This is a genomic window from Microbacterium sp. zg-Y1090, assembly GCF_030246945.1.
GTDB lineage: Bacteria > Actinomycetota > Actinomycetes > Actinomycetales > Microbacteriaceae > Microbacterium > Microbacterium wangruii.
Window position 1 is genome coordinate 278,677 of sequence record NZ_CP126742.1, and the last position, 23,805, is coordinate 302,481.

The following is a 23,805-nucleotide window of genomic DNA, read 5'->3' on the forward strand; positions in this document are numbered from 1 at the left end:
ATACTCGACGCCAAACCACGGGAGTCCGGTGAGCCGGGCTGAGAGGAAGCGATCCACGCTTCGACCGTCGAACCTGATCCGGATCATGCCGGCGCAGGGAGGAGAGAGAATGCACGCATCCACGTCTGCTCGCGAAGCCTCACAGAAGAGTTCGCGTCCGCCGCTTCCGCCCTTTTCCGAACGTGCGCGCTGGCGTGTCGTCGACATCGTGGTGGCCAGCGTCATCGCCGTCGCCTGCGCTGCCGTGTTCCTGCTGTGGAACGTCGGCTACGAGGGCCCCAGCGCCCTGCTGAAGCCGCTGCTGCCCGGGGTGCAGGGGCTGCTGGCCGGACCCTGGCTGATCGCCGGGGTGCTGGGTGGCCTGATCATCCGCAAGCCCGGAGCGGCGATGTACACCGAGACCGTCGCCGCGGTCATCTCCGCGCTGGTCGGAAACCAGTGGGGCCCCCTCACGATCGTCTCCGGCCTCGTGCAGGGGCTCGGGGCGGAACTGGTGTTCCTGGTGTTCCTCTACGGGATGTGGCGTCTGCCCGTCGCGATCCTCGCCGGCGCCGGCGCCGGGGTGGCCGGCGGCATCAACGACCGGATCTTCTGGTATCCCGGCGCGGACACGCTGTTCACCACCGTCTACATCGCCTCGACCACCGTGTCGGGTGCGGTCATCGCCGGGCTCGGCGCCTGGCTGATCGCGCGAGGGCTCGCCGCGACGGGAGCCCTCAGCCGGTTCGCGGCGGGGCGCGAGGTCTCCCGGCGCGTCTGACGTGCCGGCATCCACCGCGTCCGCACCCGTCGCCGTCGAGGCGCGCGGGTGGGGTTGGCGCTACGCCACGCGCCAGGCGTGGGCCGCGCGCGAGGTGACCCTGCGCATCGAACCCGGTGAGCGGGTGCTGCTGCTGGGGGCGTCGGGTTCGGGCAAGTCGACACTGCTGCAGGGCGTGGCGGGAGTGCTCGGCGGCGCCGACGAAGGGGAGCAGGAGGGTGCGCTGCTCGTCGGCGGTGAGCCGGCGGCCGCGACCCGCGGTCGCGCCGGCCTGGTGCTGCAGGATCCCGACAGCCAGACGATCCTCGCGCGCGTCGGCGACGACGTGGCGTTCGGCTGCGAGAACCTCGGCGTGCCCGCGGCCGAGATCTGGCCGCGCGTGCGCGCCGCCCTGGATGCTGTGGGCCTCGACGTGCCGCTGGACCGGGCGACGGCGGCGCTGTCGGGCGGGCAGAAGCAGCGCCTGGCCCTGGCCGGCGTGCTCGCGATGCGCCCGGGCGTCGTGCTGCTGGACGAACCGACCGCGAACCTCGACCCCGCCGGGGTCGCCGAGGTGCGCGACGCGGTCGGCCGGGTGCTGGATGCCACCGGAGCCACCCTGATCGTCATCGAGCACCGGGTGGACGTGTGGCTGCCCCTCGTGGACCGCGTGATCGCGCTCGCGCCCGGCGGAGGCGTGCTCGCGGATGGATCACCGCACGCCGTGCTCGGCTACGGGGGAGCGGGTCCCCGCCCCGCGCCGGCGGGCGGGTCACGACCCCACACGTCCGGCACGAACCCGCGCCCGCTGCCCGCGGGCGCCGCACGACCCCACACTTCCGGCCCGGGCTCACACCCGCTGCCCGCGGGCGACCCGCGAACCCACACACCTGGCACGACCCCACGCCCGCTTCCCGCGGCCGACCCGCGAACCCACATACCTGGCACGAACCCACACGACGCGCGCGCGCGAGACGTGTGGGTTCGCGCGCAGCGTGTGGGCTCGTGCGAGGGCGAGGGCTCGCGCGAGGGCGAGGGCGAGGGCGAGGGCGAGGGCGACGGCGCCGGCGACGGTGCCGGCTCGACGGCGGATGCCGCGGCATCCGGGCTCGCCCAGCAGCTCGCCGCGGCCGGGGTATGGGTGCCCGGCATCCCTCCGCAGGTGCCGCCCCCTCCGGCCGCGGCGCCGGGCGAGGTGCTGCTCACGGCGCGCGACCTTGCGGTGGCGCGCACCCCCGGCACGATCGTCGCCGGTCCTCTCGATCTCGACCTGCGCGCGGGCGAGGTGCTCGGCGTCGTGGGACCCAACGGGGCGGGCAAATCCACTCTCGGACTCACCCTCGCCGGCCTGCTGGCGCCGGCGGCGGGCACGGTCGCGGCATCCGATGCGCTGGCCGCCGGCGCACGAGCCCGCCGCCGCCGGGCTCACGCCGGCGCCGCACCGATCGGCTGGTCGTCGCGGACCCTGCTGACTCGCATCGGCACGGTGTTCCAGGATCCCGAGCATCAGCTGCTCGCCCGCACGGTGCGTGAGGAGCTCGCGGTCGGTCCGCGCGCGCTCGGGCTCCCCGAAGACGAGGTCACCGCCCGCGTGGACGACCTGCTTGAGCGGCTACGGCTCGCGCGCCTGGCCGAGGCCAACCCGTACACGCTCTCCGGTGGCGAGAAGCGCCGGCTCACGGTCGCGGCGACGCTCGCGGCGCGGCCCCGGGTGATGGTGCTCGATGAACCGACGTTCGGGCAGGATGCCGTGACCTGGGCCGAGCTCGTGGCGATCATCGCCGGGCTCCGCGACGGCATCGACGAGCGCGGCCCGCTCGCGATCATCGCGATCACCCACGACGAGGCCGTGCTCGCCGCCCTGCACGCGCGCCGCTTCGAGGTCGGCACGTGAGCCCCGAGGCCGGACGCGGGCCTGTCGCACGACGCAACGCCGTCGCGAAGCTCGGCGCGGCGCTGCTGATCGCGCTGCCACTCGTGGTGACCATCGACCCGGTGTCGGCGCTCGTCGCGCTCGTGCTCGAGATTCCGCTGCTGCTGGCGGCCGGGCTCAGCGCCCGGCAGTTCTGGCTGCGCACGCTGCCCCTGTGGATCGCCGCACCGACCTCCGCCGTCACGATCGCGCTGTACGGGGCGGCGAGCGGCGAGGTGTACGTCGAGTGGCTCTTCATGCGGGTGAGCGAGGGGTCGCTGCTGCTGGCCGCGGCGACCTTCCTGCGCGTGCTCGCGATCGGCCTGCCGGCGGTGGTGCTGTTCGTCACCGTGGACCCCACCGACCTCGCCGACGGGCTGGCGCAGATCGTGCGGCTGCCGGCACGGTTCGTGCTTGGCGCGCTCGCCGGCATGCGCATGCTGGGGCTGCTCGTCGACGACTGGCGGGCCCTGTCGCTCGCGCGCCGCGCCCGCGGCGTCGCCGACACCGGGCGGCTGCGGCGGGCCGTCGGCACGGCGTTCGCGCTGTTCGTGCTGGCGATCCGGCGGGGGTCGTCGCTGGCCACCGCGATGGAGGCGCGGGCGTTCGGGGCGCCGACCGCGCGCACCTGGGCGCGGGAATCGCGGCTCACCGCCGGCGACGGCATCCTGCTGCTCTCCGGTGCGTCGATCTCGGCGACGGCGCTGGCCGTGTCGATCGCGGCGGGGGCGTTCACCCCGATCCTCGGTCGCTGAGGCTCCCGGCATCCGCCGCCGGGCTGCGCACGGCAGGCCGGGACCACCGCCGCGGCCGGGTCGGGTCAGGTCGCGTCCCACAGGGCGGCGTAGTAGGCCATCCGCTGCGGGTCGCGCTCGATGCCGTACGCGCCCAACAGGACGTCCTCCCAGCCCGGGCCGTAGTTCCAGCCGCAGCTGGCAGCAGCGACGGCGATGTCCGCCCAGCGGTCGGCGACGCCCAGCGCGCCGAGGTCCACGTGACCGGTCCAGCGCCCGTCGTCGTCCAGGAGCGTGTTGGGCGCGCAGGCGTCGCCGTGGCATACGACCAGCAGATCCGGCGGCGGCGGTGTGCTCAGCGCCGCGGGCACCTGGATGCCACGCCTCGCGGCATTCGCAAGGCGTGCGGGAACGCGCCAGTCGTAGGGGCAGTCTGCGGCGGGGAGCGCCTCGTGGAGGGCTCGCAGTCCCGCACCCAGCGCCCGCACGGCGACGGCGGGCTCGGCGACCCACCGCGGGTCGACCGCTGACCGGCCGGGCAGCGCGGAGGTCACGAGCCATTCGTCCGCGGCATCCGCGCCCCAGGCGAGGGTGTGCGGGACGGGCGTGTACGCAGCCGCCCACCCCAGGCGTGCGGCCTCGTCTGCCATCGACGTCTCCGCGTTGCGCGGTCCGTGTTTGATGTAGCGCCCGTCGTCGGTGCGGAAGGTGAGCCCGCCGAGCTCATTGCGCCAGACCGGCTCCAGCCGCGCACCGTCGGCGAGTTCGCGTACGCGCGGCGGCACCGGAAGCGGCTCGGCGGGGATCGTCACCCCGCCAGTGTGCACCAGCGGGCGGTTCAGGATCCGGCGGGGTCCTGCAGCGCATCGCGCAGCAGCACCGCGTGATTGTGCGCTTCGTCGCGCACCGCGTGCAGCAGGGTCACGACATCGTGCGAGGCGATCACCGCGCGCAGCGCCGCCACCGCGGGATTCGCGGCGAGCTCCTTGCGGTACGCCGCGGCGAAGTCGTCCCACGGCATCCCGTCGTGATGGAAGGCGGTGCGCAGCTGCGGCGAGGGGGCGACGTCCTTGTCCCACAGATCGATGCGAGCACGCTCCTTCGACAGCCCGCGCGGCCAGAGTCGGTCCACCAGCACGCGGAATCCGTCATCCGGCCCCGCCGCGTCGTAGACACGCTTGACCTCGATCATGGGGCCAGTCTGCCTCGCCCTCCCGGGTGCCGGTAGCCTGGGGGCGCGGCCGTCTCGGTCAGGACGCAGTCGCACGCACTGTGAGACCCAGATTCAGTTCGAAGGAGAACGCATGGACATCGCCGGCGCATCCGCCCTCGTCACCGGAGGAGCGAGCGGGCTGGGGCTCGCCACCGCGCGTCGCCTGGCCGACGCCGGCGCGCATGTCGTGATCATCGACCTGCCCTCGTCCGCCGGCATGGAGCGCGCCGCGGAGTTCGGCGGCACGTTCGCCCCCGCCGACGTCACCGACCCGAGCGAGGTGGCCGCCGCCGTCGCGACCGCCGCCAGCATCGGACCGCTGCGCGTCGTGGTGAACTGCGCCGGCATCGCCCCGCCCGCCAAGGTGCTCGACCGCGACGGGGCCCCCACCCCCCTGGGCGATTTCGAGCGCATCGTGCGGGTCAACCTCATCGGCACCTACAACGTCGTCGCTCAGGCCTCCGCCGCGATCGCGCGCACCGAGCCGACCGCCGGCGGCGACCGCGGGGTCATCGTCAACACCGCCAGCGTCGCCGCGTTCGACGGTCAGATCGGTCAGCCCGCCTACGCCGCCAGCAAGGGCGGTGTGCACGCGATGACGCTCCCCCTCGCCCGGGAACTCGCGCGCTACGGCATCCGGGTCGTCACGATCGCCCCCGGAATCATGGAGACGCCCATGCTCGCGAGCCTGCCGCAGGCCGCGCAGGACTCCCTCGGTCAGCAGGTGCCCTACCCCGCCCGCCTCGGCCGCCCCGACGAGTATGCGGCCCTCGTGGCGCACATCGTCGACAACGGCTACCTCAACGGCGAGACCATCCGGCTCGACGGCGCCATCCGCATGGCGCCGAAATAAGGAGAACCATGAGCGACACGATCCTGCTCACCCGCGAGGGTGGCCTCGCACGCCTGACGTTCAACCGCCCGGCCTCGCTGAACGCGATGGACTTCGAGATGGGGCAGCGCTGGCGCGACCTCGCCCACGAGGTCACCTCCGACGACACGGTCGGCGCGATCGTGATGGATGCCGCGGGTCGCGCGTTCTGCGCCGGCGGCGACGTCGTGGCCATGGCCACGTCGGGCGCCGGAGGGGCGGGCGTGACGGACATGGCGCGGGTGATCCACGACGGCATCCGCACGTTCGTCGAATCCGACAGGCCGATCGTCGCCGTGGTGCAGGGTGCGGTCGCCGGTGGGGGGCTCGGCCTCATGCTCACCGCTGACTACATCGTCGCCGCGGAGCATGCGAAGTTCGTCAGCCGTTACGCCAACATCGGGCTCACCCCCGACCTCGGCGTCTCGACGCTGCTCCCCGCGGCGATCGGGCAGCGCCGCGCGCTGCAGCTGCTGCTGCAGGACCTGACGATCGACGCCGCGACCGCACTGGACTGGGGCCTCATCACCGAGGTGGCCGCCGACCCCGCCGCCCGCGGTGACGAGATCGCCCGCTTCTGGCTCGAGGGCGCCACGGCCGCGTTCGGCAATGCCAAGCGCCTGATCCGCACCGGCGCGCACCGCTCGTTCGCGGAGAACCTCGACGACGAGGCGGCGTCGATCGGCGCCCGCTTCGACACCGATGAATCCCGGGTGCGCGTGGCGGCGTTCGCCGCGGCATCCCGCAAGTCCGCTTCGAAGGAGAACGCATGAGCCTCGCCGGCAAGACCATCCTGATGTCCGGTGGAAGCCGCGGGATCGGGCTCGCCATCGCCCTGCGCGCGGCGCGCGACGGTGCGAACATCGCGCTCATGGCGAAGACCGACACCCCGCACCCCAAGCTCGAGGGCACGGTGCACACCGCCGCCGAGCAGATCCGGGCGGCCGGCGGGCAGGCGCTGCCACTCGTGGGCGATGTGCGCAACGACGACGACATCATGGCGGCGGTGCTGACGACGCAGGGCGAGTTCGGCGGCATCGACATCGTCGTGAACAACGCCAGCGTGATCGACCTGTCGGGCTCCCTGGATCTGCCGGCGAAGAAGTACGACCTCATGCAGGACGTCAACGTGCGCGGCACGTTCATGCTCAGCCGTGCGGCGGTGCCGATGCTCAAGGATGCCGACAACCCCCACATCCTCTCGCTCTCGCCGCCGCTGAACCTCTCCCCGAGGTGGCTCGGCGCGCACACCGGCTACACGCTGGCGAAGTACGGCATGACGATGGCCACCCTCGGGATGGCAGCCGAGTTCGCCGAGGACGGCATCGCGGCCAACACCCTGTGGCCCGCGACGACGATCGCGACGGCCGCGGTGCAGTTCGCCCTCGGTGGCGACCGCATGATGAAGGTCAGCCGCACGCCGGAGATCTATGCGGATGCCGCCTACGAGGTGCTGATCCGGCCGGCTTCGGAGCGCAGTGGCCAGACCCTGATCGTCGAGGATGTGCTGCGCGAGGCCGGCGTCACCGACTTCTCCGGGTACGCCGCCGTGCCGGGCACCCCCGACAGCGAGCTGTTCCCCGACATCTTCCTCTGACGCGGCCCTGGTCGCCGCGCGTCCCGGAGCTGCTCCGGTGTCGCGTGTGGTGGGTTGTGCGGGGGTGGATTGTGCGGGCGTGACACTCGAGCGGCTCGGGGGACGTGTCGCGGCGGCGCCGCGGCTCCCGGGGCTGTTCCGGTGTCGCGTGTGGTGGGTTGTGCGGGGGTGGATTGTGCGGGCGTGACACTCGAGCGGCTCTGGGGGCGTGTCGCGGCGGCGCCGCGGCTCCCGGGGCTGTTCCGGTGTCGCGTGTGGTGGGTTGTGCGGGCCTGGATTGCGCGGACGTGACACTCGAGCGGCTCGGGCGGCGGCTCCGCCGGCACGCCGCCGGCGGCTCCGCCGCCGCGCGGACGCGGGGTCAGCCCGCGACGAGCCCGTGGCGCACGAACGCGCGATAGACACCGTCGTGGTGGATGCTCGTGGTCACTTCGTCGGCGCGGGCCTTCAGCGCCTCCTCGGCGTTGCCCATCGCGATGCCGACGCCGCAGACCTCGAACATCTCCACGTCGTTCCAGCTGTCGCCGATGCCGATCGACTCCGCCGCGTCGATGCCGAGCCGCTCGAGCACACGCTGGATCGCGGAGCCCTTCGTCGTCCCGCGCATGCCGATCTCGCCGTTGGTCCCGCCCGGCAGCGGCATGCTGCCCGGGACCACGTGGAAGCGGTCGCCGAGATCCTGCTGCGCACGCCCGACGGTGCCCGGGTCGTCGCCGAGGAAGACCGCCTTGGCCACGTGGTCGAGGTTGATGTCGGCGAGGTCGTGGAAGCGCGGGATGCCCTGCGGCGCCGTCTGCGGCTCGTCCGCGTCGTGGTGGATGCTCAGCGCCTGCTCCATGAACGCCGCGGTGGCCGCCTGTGCTTCCGGGCTCGCATAGACCGTGGCATCCGTCTGCAGGAAGTACAGGATGCCGCGCTCCTCGAAATAGGCGACGAGGCGCTCGACGGCATCCCGGGGCATGGGGTCGGCCACGATGACCTCATCGCCGGCGGTCGCGTAGGCGCCCCCGTTGGTGATGGCGCCGTCGAAGCCGATCTCGAGCACCCGGGCGTCGATGTCGCCGGAGGAGCGGCCGGTGCAGAGGAACACCAGACACCCGGCGCCTCGCGCCGCGCGCACCGCCTCGATCGTCGAGGCGGCGATGTCCCTGCCGTGGTCGAGGATGGTGCCGTCGACGTCGAGGAAGGCGATGCGGGGGATGGTCACAGATTCTCTCCAAAACAGGTCGTGTCCAGGATGCCTCACGGGCACCCTGGACACGATTCGGTGCGGAACGGTCAGCGGCGCAGCGAGGCCCCGTTGGTCGAGCGCCCGATCAGGAGATAGCGGGGCTCCGCCTCGGCGACCGAGGCGGAGTCTCAGCCGGCCGTCGCCTCCGGCGGCTGGGCGCGCAGCCCGGCCTCGAGGATGGCGGTCAGCCGGGGGACGAGGTGGGGAGTGGATGCCGCGATCGCCGCCGGCTGCGGACGGGTGATCATCCCCACGGCGAGCACGAGCTCGAGGGGGGCGAGGTCGGCGCGCACGAGGCCGGCGACGCGTGCGGCGGTGAGCACGTCGGCGACGCGGCCGAGGGTGTCGTCCTGCGCTGCGCGGACGCCGGCGGAGAGCTCGGCGTCCGCGGGATGGGCGAGCGCCTCCGTGAGCGCCCCGAGGTCGAGCCCCACCAGGGCGTGGAGGAAGCGGCGCCAGGCGTCGTCGGGTGTGCGCGGCAGCGCCTCGAGTGCGCGGCCGGCCGCCTCGCGCATCTCGTCCAGGATCGACAGCGCGACGGCGTCGGTCAGCTCCGCGCGGGACGCGAAGTTGCGGTAGAGCGTCGCGATGCCGACGCCGCTCGCCTCCGCGATCGTCTCGAGCGGCACCGACGCGCCGTGCGCGGCGAACAGTCGGCGGGCCTCGCGCACGATCGCCTCGCGTCTCCTCAGCGCATCCGAGCGCATGGTGCGCCTTCCTGTGTCGTGGGCGTTGCCGTCGGCTCTCAGCGTATGTGGAGGAGGGGTCTCCGTATAGTGGAGGTATTCCCTCCGCTTCGCCTACGGGCAGACAGGACTCCGCATGACCTCTCCCATCCCCGACACCGTCGCCCCGGCATCCGCAGCGCGTCGGACGCCGTCACCGCTTGTGAAGATGCTGGGCCTCACCGCGGGGCTCGGTGTGATCCTCGTCGTGCTGCTGATGCTGTTCGTGATGCCGTCGCTCAAGAGCGGCGCCCAGGACCTGCCGCTGGGTGTCGCCGGCGACGCTGCCGCCGTGACCCAGGTGCAGGAAGGGCTGGCGGATGCCGCGCCCGGCGCGTATGACGTCGTGACCTACGCGTCGGATGGCGACCTGCGCGCCGCCGTCGCTGCACGCGAGGTGGCCGGTGGTGTCGGGGTCGACGGGTCGGGAGTGACGGCCTATGTCGCGAGCGCCGCATCGCCCGCGATCTCCGGTGCCGTCACCGCCACCGCGCAAGCGCTCGGGCAGGCAGCGGGGGCTCCCGTGTCGGTCACCGATGTCGTGCCGCTGCCCGAGGCGGATCCCACCGGAATCGGCATCGGCGGGCTCGCGTTCCCGCTCGTGTTCGGCGGGATCGTGCCCGCCGTCGCCTTCCGCAAGGTGTTCGCACGCCACCTCGGTTGGGCGGTCGCCGGCATCGCCACCTTCTCCGTCATCGGCGGGACGATCGTCGCCGCAATCCTCGCCTTCGCGTTCGGCAGCATCGCCGCCGCGTCGTTCTGGCCGGTCGCGGGTGCGATGGCGCTCGGCATCGGTGCGCTGGCCCTCGCGCTCGCCGGGCTGCAGGAGGCATTCGGCGGCAAGGGGTTCACGATCGGCGCGATGGTGATGATGTTCATCGGCAACCCGCTGGCCGGCATCGCCACGGGCGCCGCCTGGCTGCCGGCCGGACTCGGCCTGGCGGGCCAGCTCCTTCCGCCGGGAGCCACGGGCACGCTGGTTCGGTCGGTCGCATACTTCGGCGGCACCGGCGGTGTGGTCGCGGGGCTCACGCTGGCCGGGTGGGCGGCGGCCGGCATCCTGCTGCTCGTCGTGGGCGCCCGGCGCCGCGCCGGACAGCAGGCCGCCGTCGCGGCCCCCGAGCCGATGCCCGTCGCCGTTCCCGCCTGAGAGTCGACGTCGCCCCGGGGCTGTCCGCCCCGGGGCTGTCGGCTGCCCCTCGGTGCCGACCCCGGGTGAGCGCGGCCGGCGCGCGGGTCAGGCCAGGGGCTTCTGCAGGAAGACCTGGTCGCTGCCGTCGCCGGGGACCCGCTCCGACTCGGTGTAGCCCTCGCGCTGGTACAGGCGAAGGTTCGCCTCGCTCAGCGATCCGGTGAACAGCTCGGCGGTCGTGGCTCCGGCATCCCGCCCGCGCTGCTCGACCGCGGCGAGCAGCGTCGTGCCGATGCCGCGGCCCTGCTGGTCGGGGGCGATCGCGATGCGCCCGATGAGCAGGAGGTCGCCGTCGTGCCGGGCGCGTACCGCGCCGACGATGCGCGGGCCGTCGAGGGCGACGCAGCCGAGGTTGTCGGCGAGCTCCGCCTGAAGCTCCTCGAGCGTCTGCGTGAGCGGCGGCATGTCGGGGTCGCCGTAGATGAGCGCCTCGCTGACGAACGCCGCGCGCTGCAGGGTCATCACCTCGCCGGCATCCTCGGGGCGGATATCTCGGACCTCGATCTGCTCGTCGCTCACGTCGCCACCGTAACGGCGCCCGGGGGGACTCGAGTGTCGCTTGCGGTGGGTGCGTTGCCGCCCTATCGTGCGCCGTCCCTCCGGCCGCGCGCGCCGCGCCCCGCCGCGCCCAGCGCCGCGCTCCCCGCGCCGCTCCGATGTCGCGAATGGCGGGTGCGAGGCCCGTGGGTCTGTGCGGACGTGACACTCGAGCAGCTCGCGACCGCGGCAGCATCGCGCCGCGCGCCCCGCGCCGCTCCGGTGTCGCTAATGGCGGGTGCGAGAGCCGCGGGACTGCGCGGACGTGACACTCGAGCAGCCCCGCCCCGACCCCGGCGCCCCACGCGACCCCGCCCCGACCCCCGACCCCGACCCCCGACCCCGACCCCAGCCCCACGCCCCAGCCGCGAGCGCCCACGCGCCGCCCCCGCGCGCCCGGCCAGCGCCCGCCCAGGACGACTCCCGTACCCTGGGAACATGACCGATACCTCCCCCGTGCGCGCGACGAAACCGCGACAGGTTCGCCCGGCGACCGAGGGCTGGTCGCAGAAGAAGGATGCCGAGGGCCGCCCGCTGCTGCAGTTCGCGAGCCCGAAGCGCGGCAAGCCGCCCGTGCACCTGGCCGACCTCACCCCCGAGCAGCGGGTCGAGAAGGTCACGGAGCTCGGGATGCCGGGCTTCCGCGCGGCCCAGCTGGAGAAGCACTACTTCACGCACTACACGGCCGACCCGGCCCACATGACCGATCTCCCCGCGGCCGGCCGCGAGGAGCTCGTGCACGGGCTGCTCCCTCCGCTGCTGACGGAGGTCAAGCGCCTCGAGACCGACCGCGGCGACACGATCAAGTTCCTGTGGAAGCTGCACGACGGCGCCCTCGTCGAGTCGGTGCTCATGCGGTACCCCGGCCGCATCACGCTGTGCGTGTCGAGCCAGGCCGGCTGCGGCATGAACTGCCCGTTCTGCGCCACCGGCCAGGCGGGCCTGACCCGCAACATGTCGGCCGCCGAGATCGTCGACCAGGTCGTGCGCGCCAACCGCCTCATCGCCGAGGGCGGCCTCGGCGACCCCCGCAAGGTGGGCCACGAGGGCGAGCGCGTCACCAACATCGTCTTCATGGGGATGGGTGAGCCCCTCGCCAACTACAACCGCGTCATGCAGGCCGTCCGCACGATGGTCGACAAGAAGCACGGCCTGGGTATGAGCGCCCGTGGCGTCACGGTGTCGACGGTCGGCCTCGTGCCGGCGATCCGCAAGCTCGCCGATGAGGACATCCCCGTCACCTTCGCGCTCTCGCTGCACGCCCCCGACGACCTGCTGCGCGACGAGCTCATCCCGGTGAACTCCCGCTGGAAGGTCGACGAGGCGCTGGATGCCGCCCGCGAGTACTTCGACAAGACCGGCCGCCGCGTCTCGATCGAATACGCCCTCATCAAGGACATGAACGACCACGCGTGGCGCGCCGACCTGCTGGCCGAGAAGCTCAACGCGCGCGGCCGTGGCTGGGTGCACGTGAACCCCATCCCGCTGAACCCGACCCCGGGCTCCATCTGGACGTCGTCGGACAAGGACGTGCAGGACGAGTTCGTGCGCCGGCTCAACGACGCCGGCGTGCCCACGACCCTCCGCGACACGCGCGGCAAGGAGATCGACGGCGCGTGCGGTCAGCTGGTGGCGACCGAGGACGACGAGGTCGCCGCCGCCGGAGTCACGCCCGTCTCCTGACGTGCCGCGAGCCGGACGCCGCCGTGCAAGCGGCGCCCGGCTCGGCGTCACTCCTTGACAGCGCCGGCTGTCAGCCCCTGCACGATCCACTTGCTCGCCAGTGCGAACATCGCCATCGTCGGCAGGATCGTCACGACCGCGGCCGCCGACATCGAGCCCCAGTCGACGTTGAACGTCGAGATGAAGCCGTTGAGCGCGGCGGGCACCGTGCGGTTCTCGGTGGAGTGCATGAGCACCACCGAGAGGAACAGCTCGTTCCAGCAGTTGACGAAATTGAAGATGAACGCGGCGATGATGCCGGGTGTCATGACCGGCACGAGCACACGGAAGAGGGCTCCCAGCCGGGAGCAGCCGTCGATCATGGCCGCCTCTTCGAGCGCGGCGGGCACATTCTCGAAGAACCCGCGCAGCATGACCGTCGAGAACGGGATGCACACCGCGATGTAGACCAGGATCAGACCGAACTTGGAGTCCACGAGGCCCAGGTCCGACATCATCGAGTACAGCGGTCCGAGCGCGATGAACGCCGGAATCATCTGCGTCAGCAGGAACGCGATCAGCACCGCTCCCTTGCTGCGGAACTCGAACCGCGACAGCACGAAGGCGCTGAGCAGCGCGATCAGGGTGGCGACCGCGCCCGCTGCCAAAGAGACGATCGCCGAGTTCATCAGGAAGACCCCGAACTGGCTCGTCGCGAACAGGTTCACGTAGTTCTGCACCGAGGGCTGGCTCGGCCAGTACTCGATGGGGAAGGCGTTCACCGTGGCGGGCGCCTTGAACGACGTCAGCGCAATCCAGTAGAGCGGGAACAGCGTGATGAGAAGCCATACCGCCAGCCCGGTGAACCGCAGCGCGCCGGTCACGGCGAATCGGCGACCCGACCCAGCGGGGCGGTGCGGCGGGGCGGCGGCGGATGCCGCGGGCGCAGGGGGAGCCACGGGGGCGAGTGCGGTCACTTGGTCACCTTCTTCATGGCGAGCAGGTAGAAGGCGCAGAAGACGAACAGCACCGCCACGACGATGAGCCCGATGGCGCTGGCGAGGCCGTAGTTGCCCTGCTGCGTGTAGTTGATCATCCAGGTGGTGATGATGTGCGTCTGGTTCGCGGGTCCGCCCGCGGTCATCGCCCAGATGATGTCGGGGAAGTTGAAGATCCAGATGATGCGCAGGAGCACCGTCAGCAGCAGCGTCATCGCGATGTACGGGATGATGATCGAGAACAGCTGCCGCACCCTGCCGGCGCCGTCCAGGCTCGCCGCTTCGAGCATCTCGTCCGGCACGGACTGCAGCGCGGCGAGGATCATGATCGCGAAGAACGTCACGCCGTACCAGATGTTCGCCGTGATGACCGCGACCATCGCCAGCTTCGGGTCGGCCAGCCAGGGGAGCGGCGAATCGATGAGCCCCGCCTTCATGAGCAGGTCGTTGATGACGCCGAACTCGGCGTTGAACATCCAGCGGAACAGCATGCCGATGAGGAAGCCCGAGACCGCCCAGGGGAAGAAGACGAGCGCCTGGTAGAGGCCGCGGAAACGGAAGCGCTTGCGCAGCGCGAGGGCGATCAGGAACCCGATGACGAACTGCGGCACCAGCGAGCACACCACCCACAGCACCGAGTTCCAGGCGACTGTCGGGAAGATCGGGTCCGCGAAGATCCGGGTGAAGTTGTCGAGGCCGACGAACGGCGTGGACGTCAGATCCCAGAGGTTCCAGTCGCGGAAGGCCATGCCCGCGCCCTGGAGCATCGGGTAGTAGGTGAACCAGCTGACGAAGACGATCGCGGGCGCGAGGAACGCCAGGATCGTCCACCCGTGCCGGCTGCGGAACACGCGCCGCCGGCCGAGCGGGGCGGCCCCACCGGACAGGCCGGTGGGGCGCGCCTCGCGCGTGAGCAGCGACATCGTCAGTCCTGCTCGGCCGCGTACTTGTCGGTCCAGAAAGCGTCCCAGGACGCCAGCAGCTCAGCGGTGCTCATGTTGCCCAGCAGCACGCTCTGCACGTCCTGATCCGACTTCTGCGCCCACTCGGTCCACCAGCTGACCCCGCGCGGCTGCCTCACGTTGACGTAGGTCTCGGGGTTCTGCGTCATCGTGACGTAGCTGGTCCACGGGCCGGTGGAGTAGAACTCGTCCTCAGCTGCCTCGGCGATGATGGGCACCAGGCTGTTGGCCTGTGCGAACTCGGTGGCGGGCTCCGCCGACGACAGGAACTTCACGAGCTCAACGGCCTCCTCCTGATGCTCGCTGGCCTCGGCCACCCCCCACCCGGCGACGGCGAGCGGCTGCGCCGCCTTGCCGCCGGCGCCCACCAGCAGAGGAGCGGTGTCCCACTGCTCGTCGGTCAGGCTGGAAGCCTGCACGGTGGCGATGACCTCGGGATCCTGCAGCAGGAAGGCGGTCGATCCGTTCGTGAACCCGGCGACCATCTCCGGGTAGCCCCACGAGACGGCCGAGGGCGGCGAGGCCTGCTCGAAGAGGGCGAAGTAGGTGTCGACCGCGTCCTGCGCTTCGGGCGCGGAGAAGATGGTCGAGCCGTCCTGCAGCAGGAAGGCGTTGGCCGGGTCGAGGTCGTCGACGAGGTAGGCCTCGACGGCGGCGACGACGTTGGTGTTGCCGTTCGTGCCGCCACGGAAGGCGTACCCGTAGACGTTCTCGGCGGGATTCTGGATGGCGGAGGCCTGCTCGAGCAGTTCCTCCCAGCTGTGCGGCGGGCCGTCGAAGCCCGCAGCCTCGACGAGGTCGGCGCGGTAGAACAGCGACAGCCCGTAGAAGCCGTACGGCACGAAGTAGCTGGCGCCGTCCGAGACCGCGGCGGACTGGGCGTTCTCCGTGAGCGCGTCCCATCCGTCCCAGTTCTCCAGGTCGCCGGCCATGTCGTAGAGCCATCCGTTGTTCGAGAACGGTCCGACCGTGATGTCGCGCACTTCGAGCACGTCGACGCCTTTGCCGGACTGCAGCATCTGTTGGATGGTCTTGTCCGCCTGCTCCGTGGGCGGGGACACCAGCTCCACGGTCACTCCGGGGTTTTCCGCCTCGAAGGCGTCGAGCATCCCCCGGAGGACCTCGGTGCGAGCGGGGTTGGTCAGGCTCTCGACCATCTTCAGCGTGACGTCGCCGTCAGCCGTGTCTCCGGAGGATCCGGAGCAGGCGGTGAGGGCGAGCACGGCGGCGGTGCCGATGCCGACGGTGAGGGTCAGGCGGTTGCGCTTCACGATGTTCCTCGGTCTTTCTCTGTGTGGGGTGCAGGGCGTGCGCGACGGTGCGCGGCTTCCCGTTTCGGGTCGGTCAGGTCAGGTTCATGCTCTGGACGCGGGGGCTTCCGGCGCGGCGCAGGATCTCCGGGACGCAGCGCTCGACGAAGGCGGCGAAGTCCTCGGCCTCGGTGTACAGGTGCACCGACAGGCGGAAGTAGCCGCGACCTTCGTAGCTGGTGAAAGCGGTCTCCACCCCGGTGGCATCCAGCAGCAGCATGCGCAGCTCGTCGGCCTCTTCGCGGGTGGTGCCGAGGCCGTCCGGCAGGCGGATCAGTCGCATCGGGGGCACGGGCCGTGGCAGGTCGACCCGCGCGTCGTCGGAGATGTACGGCTGCAGAGCCTCGGCGATCACGGCCGCCCCGATGTCCGCCATCTGCCACATGCGCTCCCGGGCGCGCGCCCAGCCGTACTCGCGTTCGATGAACTCGATCGCTGCGGGCGCGGCGATGTAGCTGGTGGCATCGATCGTGCCCTGGGAGTCGAACCGGTCGGGGAACGGCTCGTCGCCGCCCCACGAGTCGATGAGAGGCCAAAGGTCCTGCCGGTCGTCGGCGCTGGTCACCAGCACCGCGGCCCCACGCGGGGCGCAAGCCCACTTGTGCAGGTTGCCGAACCACCAATCGCCGCCGCCCTGCCGTGCGGCGTCGGGGATCAGGCCGGGCGCGTGGGCGCCGTCGACGAGCACTCGGATGCCGTGCTCATGGGCCAGGGCCGTGATCTCCCGCGTCGGCAGTCGCAGCGCGGTGGGCGAGGTGACCTGGTCGATCACGATGAGTCGGGTGTGCGTGTTGAACGCGCGCCGGAACGCCTCCAGCACCTCAGCCTCGCCGTCGAACATCCCCACACGCACCGTGCGGACGCGTGCGCCGTAGCGGCGGGCGAGCCGTGCGGCACCCATGGTGATGGCGCCGTAGCCGTGGTCCGTGACGAGGATCTCGTCGGACGGCTCGAGTCGCAGCGAGTTGTAGACCACCGTCGCCGCGGCCGAAGCATTCGGCACGAACACCGTGTCTTCGGGGCGCGCTCCCACGAACGGCGCGACCTCCCAGCGGGCAGTGCGGGTGTACTCCGCGACGCGGGGAAACCACCCGACAGGACTGGCGTCCGCGCGTCGGCGCAACTCGTCCTGGACCGCGACGACCTCGCGCGGGACAGCCCCGAAGGAACCGTGGTTCAGATGCACGATTTCGGGATCCAACGGCCACGCGTCGCGAGCGAGCCGGCCCGATGCCAGGCGCGCTCGGAGCGAGGCGGGTGGAGGTATGGGCATGTGACCTCGTTGGTTCAGCGGGACGACTTGTCGCACAACATTGCCATATAGGGTCCTCTCGTGAGGACGAATGGGCGATTTCTTCTCGAAGTCGTAATACAACTTGATGATCCTTGGGTGTCCGCGACAGACTCGGCGCACGCTCGGCGAGGGGGGTGGCGCGGGTGACTGCACTGGACACGGCCCTGCAAGGGCTGCGAGCGCTGATCGCGGACGGCACTCTTCGTCCGGGCGACCGGCTCCCCAGTGAGGGTGAGCTGTGCGAGCGACTGGGCGTGTCGCGCGGGTCGCTGCGGGAAGCCATCCGCATGCTCGCCGCACTGGGGGTTCTCGACACCCGGCACGGCTCGGGCAGCTACGTCGGCGACCTGAATGCCGCAGACCTCATCAAGGCGCTGTCGCTGACCGTCGGGCTGCTCCCGCTCGAGTCGATCATCGAGCTGTACGAACTGCGGCGGGCACTCGAGGCCCACGCGGCGAGCCTGGCCGCCGCGCGCATCGACGACGAGACCGTGGCGCGGCTGGATCGGGTTCTCACCGCACTCGAAGCCGAGACCGACGACGAGCGGCAGTCCGACCTCGACCACGATTTCCACATGGGCATCGCCGCTGTCGCCGGCAATGCGGCACTCGCCAATCTCCTGGACGTCCTCCGGGCGCGCTCTCGCGCATATCGCATCTTCGCGACCGATGACGCGGCACGGATCAAGGTGCTGTCGGATGCGGGGCATCGTGCCGTGCTGCGCGGACTCGAGGCGCGCGACCCCGTCGCGGCATCCGCCGCTGCGGCCGGTCACGTCGCCCAGACGGAGTACTGGCTGCGAAAGCATCAGCCTCCTGCGGCGCCGCAAGGTTCCCCTGACGCGTGACGTCGCCGTCATGGCACGCGGCCGCCCGCAAAGGGCGGGGGCTGCGGGCCGGACGGGAAGCCGGCCCTGACCCCCTGCTATCGCTCCGGCGCGGACCTGTCCAGCCCGGCCTTCGCCGTCTCGCGCGGCAGTAACGTTTGAGGATGGTCAACTATCGCTATCTCGGCAACTCTGGTTTCAAGGTCTCGGAGATCACGTACGGCAACTGGATCACCCATGCCTCGCAGGTCGAGAACGAGGCGGCGATCGCCACGGTGCACAAGGCCCTCGACCTCGGCATCACCTCGTTCGACACGGCCGACGCCTACGCGAACACCGCCGCCGAAGAGGTGCTCGGTGAGGCGCTGAACGGTCAGCCCCGCGAGTCGGTGGAGATCTTCACGAAGCTCTACTGGCCGATCGGCCGCAAGGGTCCGAACGACATGGGCCTCAGCCGCAAGCACATCTTCGACGGCATCCACGGGTCGCTGCGTCGCCTCGGCGTCGACTACGTCGACCTGTACCAGGCGCACCGCTACGACTACGAGACCCCGCTCGAAGAGACGATGCAGGCGTTCGCCGACATCGTGCGCCAGGGCAAGGCGCTCTACATCGGGGTCTCGGAGTGGACCGCCGAGCAGCTGCGGGAGGGTCACGCGCTCGCGAAGGACCTCGGTGTGCAGCTCGTCTCCAACCAGCCCCAGTACTCCGCGCTGTGGCGGGTCATCGAGGGCAAGGTCATCCCGGCATCCGAAGAGCTCGGCATCTCGCAGATCGTCTGGTCGCCGATGGCGCAGGGTGTGCTCAGCGGCAAGTACCTGCCCGGCCAGCCGCTGCCCGAGGGCTCGCGCGCGACCGACGACAAGAGCGGCGCCACGTTCATCAAGCGGTTCATGACCGACGAGGTTCTCACAGCGGTGCAGAAGCTCAAGCCCGTCGCCGAGCAGGCCGGCCTCACCATGCCGCAGCTCGCGATCGCGTGGGTGCTGCAGAACCCGAACGTCGCCGCCGCCCTCGTGGGCGCCTCGCGCCCGGAGCAGCTCGAGGATTCCGTCAAGGCCTCCGGGGTCACGCTCGACGCCGACACGATGACCGCCATCGACGCCGCCCTCTCGGGCGTGGCCGAGACCGACCCCGAGAACACCTACGAGGTGTCGCCGGCGTCCCGTCCGGCCTGATGCCCGTCCACAGCGCCGGTCTCCTGCTCTACCGACTCGCCGACGGCGGGCCGGAGGTGCTGATCGCCCACATGGGCGGTCCGTACTGGGCGGGCAAGGAGACCGGTGCGTGGTCGGTCCCGAAGGGCGAGTACGACCCCGACGCCGAGTCGGCGCTGGATGCCGCCAGGCGTGAGTTCCGAGAGGAACTCGGGGTCGACCCTCCCGAGGGGCCGTACGCCGAGCTCGGCACGTACCCGTACTCGTCGGGCAAGCGCGTGACCGTCTTCGTCGCCGACGGCTCCGCGTTCTCGGCCACCAGGGCGGATTTCGTGTTCGGGGAGTTCGAGATGGAGTGGCCGCCGCGCTCAGGCAGGACCGAGCGGTTCCCCGAGGTCGACCGCGCGGACTGGGTGGGGCTGGGGGTCGCGGGCGAACGGCTCGTGAAGGGCCAGCGGCCCGCGCTCGACGCGCTCGCCGCGCTGCTGGCCGACGCCGGGGCGTAGAACTCGGGTTCAGGGGCGCAGCAGCACCTTGCCCACGCGGCCCGCCGAGAGGGTCGCGCCGACGGCCTCGGCGACCTCATCGAGCGGGAACGTCGCGGATACCGGCAGGGTGAGCGCTCCGGATGCCAGCAGGTGGGCAAGCTCGTCGAACAGCTCCGCGCGCCGCGCGGCATCCATCGTGGCGCTGACCGTGCTGCCCCAGAACCCCTTCACGGTGAGCTGGCGGAAGATGAGGTCGCCCGAGCTGAGCTGAACCTTCGGCGCTTCCATCGCGCCGAAGACGACGAGCGTGCCGTTCTCGCCGAGGAGGGAGAGCACCTGCCCGCTCGAGTGGCCGCCGACCGAGTCGACGCCCGCGACGATGGACGCACCGCCGGTGATCTCGGCGACCCGGTCGCGCCAGCCTGCGTCCTCGACCGAGACGACCCGGTCGATGCCCTGCGCCGCGAGCTCGGCGACGGCGGCGTCGCGGCGGACGAGCCCGAGGACGTTGATGTCGCGAGCGCGGCCGATCTGGGCGACCATGCGGCCGACGGCGCCGTTCGCGGCGTTCTGCACGAGCCAGTCGCCCGGCTGCAGCTCGAGGGAGTCGATGAGGCTGATGGCGCTGAACGGCATCGACACGAGCTGTGCGGCCTGCTCGTCGGGCAGGCCGTCCGGCACCGGGACGAGGGCGCCGGCGCGTGCGACGAACTGCTCGGCCCACACCCCGAAGGTGCCGCCGGTCGCCACGCGCTGCCCGACCTCGAGACCCGTCACGCCGGCGCCGAGTTCCTCGACCACCCCGACGGCCTCGGTGCCCGCGCGGGCGGGCAGCTCGGGGCGGTAGCCATAGGAGCCGCGCACCGTCCACAGGTCGTGATTGTGGATGGGGGAGCGCAGCATCCGCACACGCACCTCCCGCGGTCCGGGGGTCGGGGTCGGCGCCTCTCGCACGGTCAGCACCTTGGCGGGATCGCCGAATCGGTCGTGGACGAGTGCACGCATGGAACCCCCTGGCGTCGGACGCGGACATTCCATTCTGGTGGATGCGGGAGCGGCGCGGGCCGGATCGAGGGATGCCAGAGATGTATACCCACGGCATCCTCAGAAGGGAATCCATGCCCCCGAATGTGCCATTGTGTATACACTGGGGCGACGACGCCCGCGGAGGAGGAGGCAATGATGCGCGCCAGTGACCGCGCCTACGAGACGCTCCTCGACGAGATCCAGTCCGGCGCCCTCGCCCCCGGCACCGTGCTCGCGGAGGTGGAGCAGGCCACGCGACTCGGCGTGAGCCGCACCCCGCTGCGCGAAGCCCTCGGCCGCCTCGCCGCCGACGGCCTCGTGGAGCAGGCGTCGCCGCGCGTCACCGTCGTCGCCGGAATCGACGCCGACGACATCCGGGCTCTGTTCACCGTGCGCCGCGCGCTTGAGGAGATGGCCGCCCGGCTCGCCGCGGCCACCGGCGACCGGGCCGTGTTCGACGACCTCGCCGCCGAGTTCGTCGTCGCCGAGCCGGAGTGCGACGCCGACGCGTACTACGCGCTCATCGCCCGCTTCGATGCGGCGCTGGACGCCGCGGTCGCCAACGACTACCTCGCCTCGTCGCTGCGGATGGTGCGCACCCACCTCGTGCGGGTGCGCCGCCTCGCCCGGGACAACCCCCGCCGGCTCACGGCATCCGTTGCCGAGCACCGTCTCATCGCTTCGGCGATCTCCGCCGGCGATGCCGATCTCGCCGCACACGCCACCCACGTCCACCTGCACAATGCCCTGATGTCGATCCTCGAGTCCCTGGAGGCACACCCATGACCGTCACGCACCACCTTCGCGTCCACCGCAGCGATGAGGAGCTCGCCCGCGAGGGCCAGCTCGCCTGGCACATCGCCGAGGTCGCCACCGACCCGGTGGCCGTCGAACCCGAGGTGATCGACATGATCATCAATCGTGTGATCGACAACGCCGCCGTCGCCGCCGCCTCGCTCACCCGCGCCCCCGTCAGCGCCGCCCGACAGCAGGCGCTCGACCACGCCGTCTCGGTCGGCGGCGACGGCGCGACCGTGTTCGGCTGCGCCCTCGAGCGCCGCACCAGCCCCGAGTGGGCGGCGTGGGCCAACGGCGTCGCCGTGCGCGAGCTCGACTACCATGACACCTTCCTGGCGGCGGACTACTCCCACCCCGGCGACAACATCCCGCCGATCCTCGCCGTCGCCCAGCACGTCGGGTCCGACGGCGAAGCGCTCGTGCGCGGCATCGCCACCGGCTACGAGATCCAGATCGACCTGGTGCGGGCCATCTGCCTGCACAAGCACAAGATCGACCACGTCGCCCACCTCGGCCCGTCGGCGGCCGCCGGCATCGGCACGCTGCTGGGTCTTCCGACCGAGACGATCTACCAGGCCGTCGGGCAGGCGCTGCACACCACCACCGCGACCCGCCAGTCGCGCAAGGGCGAGATCTCGACCTGGAAGGCCCACGCCCCGGCCTTCGCCGGCAAGATGGCCGTCGAAGCGGTCGACCGTGCCATGCGCGGCGAGACCTCGCCGTCGCCGATCTACGAGGGCGAGGACGGCGTCGTCGCCTGGATGCTCGACGGCCCCGACGCGTCGTACGACGTGCCGCTGCCCGCTGCGGGCGAGCCCAAGCGCGCGATCCTCGACTCGTACACCAAGGAGCACTCCGCCGAGTACCAGGCCCAGGCCTGGATCGACCTGGCGCGCAAGCTCCACGGCGAGCACCCCGAGGCCACCGACCCCGCGAACGTCGAGTCGATCGTGCTGCACACCTCGCACCACACCCACTTCGTCATCGGGTCCGGCGCCAACGACCCGCAGAAGTACGACCCCACCGCGTCGCGCGAGACCCTGGACCACTCGATCCCGTACATCTTCGCGGTGGCGGTGCAGGACGGCGGCTGGCACCACGTCGACTCGTACGCCCCCGAGCGGGCCGGCCGCGAGGACACCGTGGCGCTGTGGCACAAGATCACCACGGCCGAGGATGCCGAGTGGACGCGTCGCTACCACTCGGAGGACCCCGCCGAGAAGGCGTTCGGCGGTCGCGTGGAGATCCGCCTGACCGACGGCACGGTCATCGAGGAGGAGATCGCCGTCGCCGACGCGCACCCCCTCGGCGCCCGCCCGTTCGCGCGCGAGGACTACATCCGCAAGTTCCGCATCCTCGCCGAGCCGGTGCTCGAGTCCGCTGAGATCGAGCGGTTCCTCGACCTGGCCCAGCGCCTGCCCGAGCTCACCGCCGACGAAGTGCGGCAGCTCTCGATCGTCGCGAAGCCGGGCCTGCTGCTCGCGGCGCCGGCCCCGAAGGGCCTGTTCTAGTCATGGCCCGGTGCACAACGTCGCTGTTCCGGTGGCAGAGCGGGCCGCAGGCGTCCCCGCGCGCCTCGCGAGCCGCGGATCGGCGACGTTGTGCACGCCTGAGAGGAGACCACTGATGCTGTACTCGACCGTGACCCCCGCCGAGAAGCGGCGCCTGTTCCGCGAGCGCCTCGCCACCGGCGAGCTGCTGCGCTTTCCGGGGGCGTTCAACCCGCTGTCGGCCCGCCTGATCCAGCAGAAGGGGTTCGAGGGCGTCTACATCTCGGGCGCCGTGCTGTCGGCGGACCTCGGTCTGCCCGACATCGGGCTGACGACCCTCACCGAGGTCGCCGGCCGCGGGCAGCAGATCGCGCGCATGACCGACCTGCCCGCGATCATCGACGCCGACACCGGCTTCGGCGAGCCGATGAACGTCGCCCGCACGATCCAGACCCTCGAGGATGCCGGCATCGCCGGGGCCCACATCGAGGACCAGGTGAACCCCAAGCGGTGCGGCCACCTCGACGGCAAGGTGGTCGTCGACCAGGACACCGCGATCAAGCGCATCCGCGCCGCAGCCGACGCCCGCCGCGACCCCAACTTCCTCCTCATGGCGCGCACCGACATCCGCGCCGTCGACGGGCTGGATGCCGCCATCGACCGGGCCCGCGCCCTCGTCGACGCCGGCGCCGATGCGATCTTCCCCGAGGCGATGCGCACCCTCGAGGAGTTCGCCGCGGTGCGCGCCGCCGTGGACGTGCCGATCCTGGCGAACATGACGGAGTTCGGAAAGAGCGACCTCTTCTCGGTCGATCAGCTGCGCGACGTCGGCGTCAACATCGTCATCTGGCCGGTCTCGCTGCTGCGCATCGCCATGGGCGCTGCCGGCCGCGCGCTGGATACCCTGACCGATGAGGGGCAGCTGACCGGCAAGCTGGGGGAGATGCAGCACCGCGCCGACCTGTACGACCTGCTCGACTACGAGGCGTACAACCACTTCGACACCACCGTGTTCAACTTCGAGATCGAGAAATGAGCGTGC

At 71.6% G+C, this 23,805-nt stretch carries 24 protein-coding genes and 1 riboswitch; of the genes, 14 read left to right on the plus strand and 10 right to left on the minus strand.

The window, feature by feature from the left end; all coding sequences use genetic code 11:
* Window positions 1-7: 7 nt before the first annotated feature.
* A riboswitch (TPP riboswitch) is annotated at window positions 8-117 on the plus strand.
* The 3 genes from QNO26_RS01260 (at window position 110) to QNO26_RS01270 (ending at window position 3,406) form a co-directional block, all read left to right on the plus strand.
* Window positions 110-760: an ECF transporter S component gene (locus QNO26_RS01260; protein WP_257533008.1), complete on the plus strand. Its 651-nt coding sequence runs from the start codon at window positions 110-112 to the stop codon at window positions 758-760. Its footprint overlaps the riboswitch before it by 8 nt.
* Window position 761: 1 nt before the next feature.
* Window positions 762-2,633 carry an ABC transporter ATP-binding protein gene (locus tag QNO26_RS01265; RefSeq protein WP_257638642.1) on the plus strand — a complete coding sequence of 624 codons (1,872 nt, stop codon included), beginning with the start codon at window positions 762-764 and terminating at the stop codon, window positions 2,631-2,633.
* The gene (locus QNO26_RS01270; RefSeq protein WP_257533012.1) at window positions 2,630-3,406 is read left to right on the plus strand and encodes an energy-coupling factor transporter transmembrane component T family protein; all 777 of its coding nucleotides are present in this window, start codon (window positions 2,630-2,632) and stop codon (window positions 3,404-3,406) included. Before QNO26_RS01265 ends, QNO26_RS01270 begins: the two co-directional genes overlap by 4 nt.
* Before the next feature lie 65 nt (window positions 3,407-3,471).
* Here the strand turns inward: QNO26_RS01270 and QNO26_RS01275 are convergent, their stop codons facing one another.
* Both QNO26_RS01275 and QNO26_RS01280 read right to left on the minus strand, forming a co-directional pair.
* Window positions 3,472-4,197: an aminoglycoside 3'-phosphotransferase gene (locus tag QNO26_RS01275; protein WP_257533014.1), complete on the minus strand. Its 726-nt coding sequence runs from the start codon at window positions 4,195-4,197 to the stop codon at window positions 3,472-3,474.
* A 26-nt stretch (window positions 4,198-4,223) separates the two neighbouring features.
* Window positions 4,224-4,577, minus strand: a complete 354-nt coding sequence (locus tag QNO26_RS01280; RefSeq protein ID WP_257638643.1) for a DUF488 domain-containing protein — start codon at window positions 4,575-4,577, stop codon at window positions 4,224-4,226.
* 112 nt (window positions 4,578-4,689) lie between these two features.
* Between QNO26_RS01280 and QNO26_RS01285 the strand changes: the two genes are divergently transcribed.
* The 3 genes from QNO26_RS01285 to QNO26_RS01295 are packed head-to-tail and all read left to right on the plus strand — an operon-like array spanning window position 4,690 to window position 7,066.
* On the plus strand, window positions 4,690-5,451 hold the full coding sequence (locus tag QNO26_RS01285) for an SDR family NAD(P)-dependent oxidoreductase (protein ID WP_257533018.1): 762 nt from the start codon (window positions 4,690-4,692) through the stop codon (window positions 5,449-5,451).
* A gap of 8 nt (window positions 5,452-5,459) precedes the next feature.
* Window positions 5,460-6,242 (plus strand): enoyl-CoA hydratase/isomerase family protein, encoded by a 783-nt coding sequence (locus QNO26_RS01290; RefSeq protein ID WP_257533020.1) that lies wholly within the window; start codon window positions 5,460-5,462, stop codon window positions 6,240-6,242.
* Window positions 6,239-7,066: an SDR family oxidoreductase gene (locus QNO26_RS01295; protein ID WP_257533022.1), complete on the plus strand. Its 828-nt coding sequence runs from the start codon at window positions 6,239-6,241 to the stop codon at window positions 7,064-7,066. Before QNO26_RS01290 ends, QNO26_RS01295 begins: the two co-directional genes overlap by 4 nt.
* 361 nt (window positions 7,067-7,427) lie before the next feature.
* Here the strand turns inward: QNO26_RS01295 and QNO26_RS01300 are convergent, their stop codons facing one another.
* Both QNO26_RS01300 and QNO26_RS01305 read right to left on the minus strand, forming a co-directional pair.
* Window positions 7,428-8,273: a Cof-type HAD-IIB family hydrolase gene (locus QNO26_RS01300; protein ID WP_257638644.1), complete on the minus strand. Its 846-nt coding sequence runs from the start codon at window positions 8,271-8,273 to the stop codon at window positions 7,428-7,430.
* A gap of 152 nt (window positions 8,274-8,425) precedes the next feature.
* Window positions 8,426-9,004: a TetR/AcrR family transcriptional regulator gene (locus QNO26_RS01305; RefSeq protein WP_257533027.1), complete on the minus strand. Its 579-nt coding sequence runs from the start codon at window positions 9,002-9,004 to the stop codon at window positions 8,426-8,428.
* Window positions 9,005-9,119: 115 nt separating this feature from the next.
* Here QNO26_RS01305 and QNO26_RS01310 point away from each other — a divergent pair, with 115 nt between their 5' ends.
* Window positions 9,120-10,172 (plus strand): hypothetical protein, encoded by a 1,053-nt coding sequence (locus QNO26_RS01310; RefSeq protein ID WP_257533029.1) that lies wholly within the window; start codon window positions 9,120-9,122, stop codon window positions 10,170-10,172.
* 87 nt (window positions 10,173-10,259) lie between these two features.
* Here QNO26_RS01310 and QNO26_RS01315 read toward each other — a convergent pair whose 3' ends face one another.
* Complete coding sequence (locus QNO26_RS01315; protein ID WP_257533144.1) at window positions 10,260-10,676, minus strand: GNAT family N-acetyltransferase; 417 nt, start codon at window positions 10,674-10,676, stop codon at window positions 10,260-10,262.
* Between the two features lie 513 nt (window positions 10,677-11,189).
* Between QNO26_RS01315 and rlmN the strand changes: the two genes are divergently transcribed.
* Entirely contained in the window at window positions 11,190-12,434 is a 1,245-nt protein-coding gene (gene rlmN, locus QNO26_RS01320) for a dual-specificity RNA methyltransferase RlmN (RefSeq protein WP_257533031.1), read from the plus strand.
* Between the two features lie 47 nt (window positions 12,435-12,481).
* Here the strand turns inward: rlmN and QNO26_RS01325 are convergent, their stop codons facing one another.
* The 4 genes from QNO26_RS01325 to QNO26_RS01340 all read right to left on the minus strand — a co-directional run bounded on the left by QNO26_RS01325 (window position 12,482) and on the right by QNO26_RS01340 (window position 16,884).
* Entirely contained in the window at window positions 12,482-13,390 is a 909-nt protein-coding gene (locus QNO26_RS01325) for a carbohydrate ABC transporter permease (protein WP_257533034.1), read from the minus strand.
* Window positions 13,387-14,334 carry a carbohydrate ABC transporter permease gene (locus QNO26_RS01330; RefSeq protein WP_257533036.1) on the minus strand — a complete coding sequence of 316 codons (948 nt, stop codon included), beginning with the start codon at window positions 14,332-14,334 and terminating at the stop codon, window positions 13,387-13,389. The genes QNO26_RS01325 and QNO26_RS01330 overlap by 4 nt, the downstream gene beginning before the upstream one ends.
* 2 nt (window positions 14,335-14,336) lie before the next feature.
* Window positions 14,337-15,644: an ABC transporter substrate-binding protein gene (locus QNO26_RS01335; protein WP_257533038.1), complete on the minus strand. Its 1,308-nt coding sequence runs from the start codon at window positions 15,642-15,644 to the stop codon at window positions 14,337-14,339.
* 73 nt (window positions 15,645-15,717) lie between these two features.
* Window positions 15,718-16,884 carry an aminotransferase class V-fold PLP-dependent enzyme gene (locus QNO26_RS01340; protein ID WP_257638723.1) on the minus strand — a complete coding sequence of 389 codons (1,167 nt, stop codon included), beginning with the start codon at window positions 16,882-16,884 and terminating at the stop codon, window positions 15,718-15,720.
* A gap of 236 nt (window positions 16,885-17,120) precedes the next feature.
* On the opposite strand from QNO26_RS01340, the gene QNO26_RS01345 reads away from it, so the two are divergent.
* The 3 genes from QNO26_RS01345 (at window position 17,121) to QNO26_RS01355 (ending at window position 19,467) form a co-directional block, all read left to right on the plus strand.
* Window positions 17,121-17,825, plus strand: coding sequence for a FadR/GntR family transcriptional regulator (locus QNO26_RS01345; protein WP_257533042.1), 705 nt, complete (start codon window positions 17,121-17,123; stop codon window positions 17,823-17,825).
* Between the two features lie 143 nt (window positions 17,826-17,968).
* Window positions 17,969-18,982: an aldo/keto reductase family protein gene (locus QNO26_RS01350; protein ID WP_257638722.1), complete on the plus strand. Its 1,014-nt coding sequence runs from the start codon at window positions 17,969-17,971 to the stop codon at window positions 18,980-18,982.
* On the plus strand, window positions 18,982-19,467 hold the full coding sequence (locus QNO26_RS01355; RefSeq protein ID WP_257638721.1) for an NUDIX hydrolase: 486 nt from the start codon (window positions 18,982-18,984) through the stop codon (window positions 19,465-19,467). Before QNO26_RS01350 ends, QNO26_RS01355 begins: the two co-directional genes overlap by 1 nt.
* A 9-nt stretch (window positions 19,468-19,476) precedes the next feature.
* On the opposite strand, the gene QNO26_RS01360 is transcribed toward QNO26_RS01355, so the two are convergent.
* Complete coding sequence (locus tag QNO26_RS01360; RefSeq protein WP_257638720.1) at window positions 19,477-20,454, minus strand: zinc-binding dehydrogenase; 978 nt, start codon at window positions 20,452-20,454, stop codon at window positions 19,477-19,479.
* A 177-nt stretch (window positions 20,455-20,631) separates the two neighbouring features.
* Here QNO26_RS01360 and QNO26_RS01365 point away from each other — a divergent pair, with 177 nt between their 5' ends.
* The 3 genes from QNO26_RS01365 (at window position 20,632) to prpB (ending at window position 23,799) form a co-directional block, all read left to right on the plus strand.
* Window positions 20,632-21,261, plus strand: a complete 630-nt coding sequence (locus QNO26_RS01365; protein WP_257533145.1) for a GntR family transcriptional regulator — start codon at window positions 20,632-20,634, stop codon at window positions 21,259-21,261.
* Window positions 21,258-22,784, plus strand: coding sequence for an MmgE/PrpD family protein (locus tag QNO26_RS01370; RefSeq protein ID WP_257638719.1), 1,527 nt, complete (start codon window positions 21,258-21,260; stop codon window positions 22,782-22,784). Before QNO26_RS01365 ends, QNO26_RS01370 begins: the two co-directional genes overlap by 4 nt.
* A gap of 115 nt (window positions 22,785-22,899) precedes the next feature.
* Complete coding sequence (gene prpB / locus QNO26_RS01375) at window positions 22,900-23,799, plus strand: methylisocitrate lyase (RefSeq protein WP_257638718.1); 900 nt, start codon at window positions 22,900-22,902, stop codon at window positions 23,797-23,799.
* The last annotated feature ends 6 nt before the right edge of the window (window positions 23,800-23,805 follow it).

Bases quoted from the DNA above. Each gene is read 5' to 3' on its own strand.
- QNO26_RS01260 (WP_257533008.1), top strand. From the start codon at position 110: ATGCACGCATCCACGTCTGCTCGCGAAGCCTCACAGAAGAGTTCGCGT.
- QNO26_RS01280 (WP_257638643.1), bottom strand. From the start codon at position 4,577: ATGATCGAGGTCAAGCGTGTCTACGACGCGGCGGGGCCGGATGACGGA.
- QNO26_RS01285 (WP_257533018.1), top strand. From the start codon at position 4,690: ATGGACATCGCCGGCGCATCCGCCCTCGTCACCGGAGGAGCGAGCGGG.
- QNO26_RS01290 (WP_257533020.1), top strand. From the start codon at position 5,460: ATGAGCGACACGATCCTGCTCACCCGCGAGGGTGGCCTCGCACGCCTG.
- QNO26_RS01295 (WP_257533022.1), top strand. From the start codon at position 6,239: ATGAGCCTCGCCGGCAAGACCATCCTGATGTCCGGTGGAAGCCGCGGG.
- QNO26_RS01305 (WP_257533027.1), bottom strand. From the start codon at position 9,004: ATGCGCTCGGATGCGCTGAGGAGACGCGAGGCGATCGTGCGCGAGGCC.
- QNO26_RS01310 (WP_257533029.1), top strand. From the start codon at position 9,120: ATGACCTCTCCCATCCCCGACACCGTCGCCCCGGCATCCGCAGCGCGT.
- QNO26_RS01315 (WP_257533144.1), bottom strand. From the start codon at position 10,676: ATGACCCTGCAGCGCGCGGCGTTCGTCAGCGAGGCGCTCATCTACGGC.
- rlmN (WP_257533031.1), top strand. From the start codon at position 11,190: ATGACCGATACCTCCCCCGTGCGCGCGACGAAACCGCGACAGGTTCGC.
- QNO26_RS01330 (WP_257533036.1), bottom strand. From the start codon at position 14,334: ATGTCGCTGCTCACGCGCGAGGCGCGCCCCACCGGCCTGTCCGGTGGG.
- QNO26_RS01350 (WP_257638722.1), top strand. From the start codon at position 17,969: ATGGTCAACTATCGCTATCTCGGCAACTCTGGTTTCAAGGTCTCGGAG.
- QNO26_RS01355 (WP_257638721.1), top strand. From the start codon at position 18,982: ATGCCCGTCCACAGCGCCGGTCTCCTGCTCTACCGACTCGCCGACGGC.
- QNO26_RS01360 (WP_257638720.1), bottom strand. From the start codon at position 20,454: ATGCGTGCACTCGTCCACGACCGATTCGGCGATCCCGCCAAGGTGCTG.
- QNO26_RS01365 (WP_257533145.1), top strand. From the start codon at position 20,632: ATGCGCGCCAGTGACCGCGCCTACGAGACGCTCCTCGACGAGATCCAG.
- QNO26_RS01370 (WP_257638719.1), top strand. From the start codon at position 21,258: ATGACCGTCACGCACCACCTTCGCGTCCACCGCAGCGATGAGGAGCTC.
- prpB (WP_257638718.1), top strand. From the start codon at position 22,900: ATGCTGTACTCGACCGTGACCCCCGCCGAGAAGCGGCGCCTGTTCCGC.